At 59.8% G+C, this 6000-nt stretch carries 4 protein-coding genes; 1 reads left to right on the plus strand and 3 read right to left on the minus strand.

The annotated features are described in order from the left end of the window. Nucleotides 1-140: 140 nt before the first annotated feature. From HY962_02255 to HY962_02265, 3 genes are all read right to left on the minus strand, one after another. Nucleotides 141-1310 carry an alpha/beta hydrolase gene (locus tag HY962_02255; GenBank protein MBI5645727.1) on the minus strand — a complete coding sequence of 390 codons (1170 nt, stop codon included), beginning with the start codon at nt 1308-1310 and terminating at the stop codon, nt 141-143. A gap of 1763 nt (nt 1311-3073) precedes the next feature. Beyond that, nucleotides 3074-3361, minus strand: coding sequence for a T9SS type A sorting domain-containing protein (locus HY962_02260; protein ID MBI5645728.1), 288 nt, complete (start codon nt 3359-3361; stop codon nt 3074-3076). A gap of 112 nt (nt 3362-3473) precedes the next feature. Further along, nucleotides 3474-3884: a hypothetical protein gene (locus tag HY962_02265; protein ID MBI5645729.1), complete on the minus strand. Its 411-nt coding sequence runs from the start codon at nt 3882-3884 to the stop codon at nt 3474-3476. A gap of 252 nt (nt 3885-4136) precedes the next feature. Between HY962_02265 and dinB the strand changes: the two genes are divergently transcribed. Then, entirely contained in the window at nt 4137-5282 is a 1146-nt protein-coding gene (gene dinB, locus HY962_02270; protein ID MBI5645730.1) for a DNA polymerase IV, read from the plus strand. The last annotated feature ends 718 nt before the right edge of the window (nt 5283-6000 follow it).

Raw genomic sequence — 6000 nt, forward strand, 5'->3', positions numbered from 1 at the left:
GGGAGTTAGGTGTTGGGACCGGGGAGTGTGAATGTGTGAGGTGCATCTTTCAAATTTACTGTCCCGCTCTTCCGCTGTCTCGCTGTCCCGCTCTCCCGCTGTCCCGCTCTCCCGCTGTCCCGCAGTGCCGAGGTTCAGTTTTATTTCGTGGATTCCTGTGCAGCGCGCTCCTTCATTTTTTTCTCCTGGCCGATGAAGTACGAAAGGTTGGGATGCTCCTGCTGTGTTGCAAGTGCAACGGCTTTTTGTGCTGCAGCCACGGCCTCGGTCCACTGCCCCGCTTCGGCATGGCCGTCGGCGAGGCCGTCCCAGGCATTGGCGGAATTCGGATGCGCCGCGACGTTGCGTGTGAACAGGGCGATCGCCTCGCGCGTGTTTTTTCGCGCAAGGGCTTCGTAGGCGAATTCGTTGATCACAGATTCCGGAACGGGCAGCGTCCACCCCACGGTTTTCGACACCTCCTGGAAGTGTTTCTCGGCGAACGCCACACCCTTGGGCATAAGATCGGGATGGAATCGATACCCGTGATAGAGCCGGCGTAACGCGTCGATGAGCGCACGAAGCGGGATGCTGACATGTGTTTCGTCAGGAAACGCCCGGCTGAACCAGCGGAAGCCCTTCGGAGCAGTGGTCTTGAGCGTGCGAAGCAGGCGGTTGTAGTCCGCGAGAGCGCGGCCCGCGTCATCCGAGCGTGCGACGTACAGGAAAGCCGAGAGCCGGTCCGTTTTTCGAAAGGCCTGTTCGAGTGATCTCTGCGGGAGGTTGTGGTCCCAGTCGAGACTCGGACTCAACGCGATATACGCCTGGAACAGTGCCGGTTCAGACGTCAGGCAATAGAGGACAAATTGTGCACTGGCAGAATGTCCCGACAGTACACGGAAGCCATCCGTTCGATACTGCCTCTCGATGGCGGGAAGAAATTCCGTTGAGAGGAAGCGTATAAAATTCTGAGCTCCACCGCCACCGATCCACGCTTCCGGCCAGTCGGTCTGAGTAAAGTCCCGTATGCGCACGGTACTCGTCAGACCCACAACAATCATTTCCGGAATGTCTCCGCGAGTTGCGAGAAAGTTGGCGGTGGCGGCGCTGTGTTGAAACTGCGACTCGCCGTCGAGCACAATCAGGACGGGGTAGCGGCGGTCCGTCTCCCACGAGTAACTCTCGGGCAGTGCCACCTGATAGTGGCGTTCCTCGTTCAGCACCGCGGAATGGATGGCGTGTGCGCCGCCGGTGCTCACCTGCGCGGAGGCGGGAATCCCGATGCACACACATATCGTGATGAGGAGGAAGCTACTGCCGCGGAATGTCATGGATGAAATGCCTTCCTGAATTGCGCCGTCGTTATGATCCGGTGAGAGATGCGAGGATGATACGGGAAGGGTCTCTTGAAAACAATGGCGCGTCTCCTCGCAGCCGGCTTGCAGGGACGCCTGTCTGAGGGATCCGGGCTAGGATGTCGTCCATGTATACGATTGATGGAAGAACACATTCCGGCCGTGAGGTCGGTACACCGATCGTTACACGTTACACGTAACACGTTCCACGTTCCTACGATCCACGTTTCTACGTATCACATGGCTACTTTCTACATTGCTACCTTCAACGGAGCCCGAGCGCAGCGAAGGGCGACAGGACGTTACACGTAACACGTATCCACGTTCCACGTTCCGACATTGCAACGTTCTACCTTGCTACGTTTCACGTTCGACGTAACACGTGTCACGTTGCGACGATTCACGTGGCTACTTTCAACGTTGCTACTTTCAACGGAGCCCGAGCGCAGCGAAGGGCGACAGGACGTTACACGTAACACGTGTCCACGTTCCACGTTTCTACGATCTACGTGGCCACCTTCCACGTTGCTACATTCAACGGAGCCCGAGCGCAGCGAAGGGCGACACAACGGAGCCCGGAGCGAAGCGGAGGGCGACACAACGGAGCCCGGAGCGAAGCGGAGGGCGACAGGACGAGCCCGGAGCGCAGCGGAGGGCGGCAGGACGAGCCCGGAGCGCAGCGGAGGGCGGCACAAGACAGCCCCGGGCGTAAGCCCGGGGGTAGGCGCGCCCCACGGATTTCGTGAGCCCGGAGCGCAGCGGAGGGCGGCACAGAGGTCGTTACACGTAACACGTGTCCACGTTCCACGTTCCACGTTTCTACGATCTACGTGGCCACTTTCCACGTTGCTACTTTCAACGGAGCCCGAGCGCAGTGAAGGGCGACAGGAGGAGCCCGAGCGCAGCGAAGGGCGACAGGAGGAGCCCGGAGCGCAGCGGAGGGCGGCACAAGAGGCGTCGAGCCAAATGTGCGCACAGAATCGTATACCACCTCGATTCTCCCTAGCATTCGATTCGAGTGATATATCCAGCCGTGATGCTTCGAGAGAATATATATAACGCATTTCTACGAGAAGACTAATATCTATCATACCTTCGACATCACTCGCAATGTCTTCATTGTTCTTGAATCGAAAGATTATCGTCTTCACGATTCTAAGAGTCTTGTGTCGCCCTCCGCTTCGCTCCGGGCTCATTAAAAACGCTGGGCGCACGTCGTCCCCGGGCTTACGCCCGGGGCTGGCATGTGCCGCCCTCCGCTTCGCTCCGGGCTCCGTTCTGTCGTCCCTTCGCTTCGCTCCGGGCTCCGTTCTGTCGTCCCTTCGCTTCGCTCGGGCTCTGTGGAAAGTAGCAACGTGGAAAGTAGACACGTGGATCGTAGGAACGTGGAACGTTGATACGTGTTACGTGTTACGTTCTCCCGCCCTTCGCTGCGCTCGGGCTCCGTTGAAGGTAGCAACGTTGAAAGTAGCCACGTTGATCGTGGAACGTTGAACATGCGACGTGTTACGTGTTACGTTCTGTCGCCCTTCGCTGCGCTCGGGCTCCGTTGAAAGTAGCAACGTTGATCGTAGAAACGTGGAACGTGGAAACGTGGAACGTGGAAACGTGGAACGTGGATACGTGTTACGTGTTACGTCCTGTCGCCTTTCGCTGCGCTCCGGGCTCTGTTGAAAGTAGCAACGTGGAAAGTAGACACGTGATCCGTAGAAACGTGGAACGTGGAACGTGGATACGTGTTACGTGTTACGTTCTGTTCCTGTGTCGAACACCCAGTATACGAGGAACAACGTGTTGCGACGGGTTGTGGCGGTGGTGAGCTGTACGTGATATACGCCGGGGGGATAGGTGCGGAGGGAGATGGTGGATGTGGTGCTCGCACCGGATTGTGCGGGGTTTGTTGACCTCCGGTGCAGAATGCGGCCGTGGAGGTCCGAAATCACAAGCTCGACGGGAGCCGCCGCGGAATACACGATGGACACCTGCTCACGGGCGGGATAGAGTGTTGCGCGAAGAAAACAGCACACAGAAGGAACGGAGGAAGCGGAGGTTTTTTCTTGCGGCCTTCGGCCGCTGTCCCGCTGTCCCGCTCTCCCGCTCTCCCGCTGTCCCGCTGTCCCGCTGTCCCGCTCTCCCGCCTCAGGGTCGCGGACGGGCGAAGCGGTAGCCGAGCCAGGCACACGGGAAGTATGCGATAGCGAGATCCAGCACGACGAACCAGGCGGGTGCCGGTATCATGGTTGCCGCCAGAATGCCGCCGATAAAAAAGAACGCACCCACGATCATCGCTCCGAGCAGTTTTCGCTGCTCCGTGACGCGCGCGGCGATAAACGCGCCCGCGAGTGTTCCGAGCGCATGTGCGAGCAGAGGAAAGATGTAGTGGCCGGGTCCCAGCAGAGGCAGCGCGGCACGTATGCCCTCGGGGGTGTTCATGTCGGCACCCGGAGGCGGAGGCACAACAACACCACCGAGCATAACAAGCGCCATGTTGACAATACTGCCCAGCACAAGACCGAGCACGATGGCGAGGATAAGGCGTAGAACAAGCATGGTGCGGTTCTCCTGAATTGGTTACGGTGGCTGAAAGTAACAAAGTTGTAGGATCGGTGCACGTTACACGTTACACGTTGAAAGTAGCAAGGTACACGACCGTCTGATTGTTGACCTCAGAATAAAAAGTACTCCCTACTCCCCACTCCCCACTCCCTACTCGCTCTTGCTTTTCATCCGCACAACATGTATCATATGGTTAGACATTTATCTAATCACATGATACCGCCAATCCACGCACCGACCCGTTGTATGCACCTCGACATGGACACATTTTTTGTGTCGGTCGAGCGTCTGCTTGATCCCGCGCTGATCGGGCGGCCGGTGATTGTGGGCGGATCGCCGTATCAGCGCGGCGTGGTGGCGGGCTGTTCGCGCGAGGCGCGTCTGTACGGCATACACTCGGCGATGCCGCTGCGGCGGGCGTACGAGCTGTGTCCGGAGGCCGTGTTCCTGCATCCCAACTTCACCCATTACGCCGAGTACTCCGAACGTGTCGCCGAGCTGCTTGCCGACGCGGTGCCCGTGCTCGAGAAGGCCTCGATCGACGAGTTCTACCTCGACCTCAGCGGCTGCGACCGCGCGCTCGGCGACGAAAACACATGGACGAGCCGCCTGAAACGCGACATCACCGGCGAGCTGCACCTGCCGCTCACCTACGGCGTGGCGCGCAACAAACTCGTCGCAAAAGTGGCCACCACCGTCGGGAAACGCGCGGGCGACCTGCGCGTGCCCGCCGGCGGCGAGGCCGGCTTCCTTGCCCCGCACCCGGTGCGCCTCCTGCCGGGTGTGGGCGAGGTGCTCGAACGTGAACTGCTCTCGATGGGCGTCCATTACATCGGCGACATCGCCCGCCTGGGCGGACGCCTGCTCACGCACATGTACGGCCGCAACGGACGCTCGCTGCACGAACACGCGCGCGGCATCGACGAATCGCCCATACGCCCCTACCGCCGTCAGAAATCGCTCGGCGCGGAACACACCTACGACGAGGATGTGCTCGAACCCCGCCTCGTGCTCGCGACACTCAAACGCCTCGCGCAGCGCATCGGCGCCGACCTGCGCGCACACCGCTTCCTCGCCCGTACGGTCACCGTCAAACTCCGCTATGCCGACTTCGTCACCGTCACACGCACGAGCCACTGCGACTATACCAACGCCGACCACATCCTCTACCGCATCGCCGAACGCACCTTCGACGCCCTCTACACACGCCGCGTGCGCGTGCGCCTCGTCGGCATCAGCACATCGGACTTCATCGAAGACTATGAACAGATCTTCCTCTTCTCCGAAGAGGAGGAAAAATACGACCGCCTCTATCACGGCCTCGATGCCATCCGCGCACGCTTCGGAAAATATGCCATCACCTACGGGTCGGTGTTGGAGGAGAGGAGCTAGGAGATAGGAGTTGGGAGTGGGGAGTAGGGACGAGGGAGAGCGGGACAGCGGGAGAGCCAGTGGCAACACTTCAAAACACTCCCCGCTGAGAACACAGAAAAAGATTTCATGCCGTTGTTGCTTCCCGCATCCAGAAGAATGCATGTTCCAAGGACTCGACATCTCAATGTCGCCCCTCCGGGGCATAGAGGAATGTAGAAAGTAGCAAAGTGGGAAAGTATACAATCCTGCATCCTTGCAACCATCTTCGATCTACCCACCTACCATCTACCCATCTACTCTTCCCCCCACACCGTCAGGTGTGGGGATCGGCGCTCCATCGAATCCACCAGAGCCCGCGAAGCGGGCGGCATTCACCAACCCACACCGTCAGGTGTAGGGATCGGCGCTCCATCGAATCCAACAGAGCCCGCGAAGCGGGCGGCATTCACCAACCCACACCGTCAGGTGTGGGGAACGCCGCTCCATCGAATCCACCAGAGCCCGCGAAGCGGGCGGCATTCACCAACCCACACCGTCAGGTGTGGGGATCGGCGCACCATCGAATCCAACAGAGCCCGCGAAGCGGGCGGCATTCACCAACCCACACCATCAGGTGTGGGGAACGGCGCTCCATCGAATCCAACAGAGCCCGCGAAGCGGGCGGCATTCACCAACCCACACCGTCAGGTGTGGGGAACGGCGCTCCATCGAATCCAACAGAGCCCGCGAAGCGGGC

The organism is Ignavibacteriota bacterium, from assembly GCA_016218045.1.
Lineage (GTDB): Bacteria > Bacteroidota > Ignavibacteria > SZUA-365 > SZUA-365 > JACRFB01.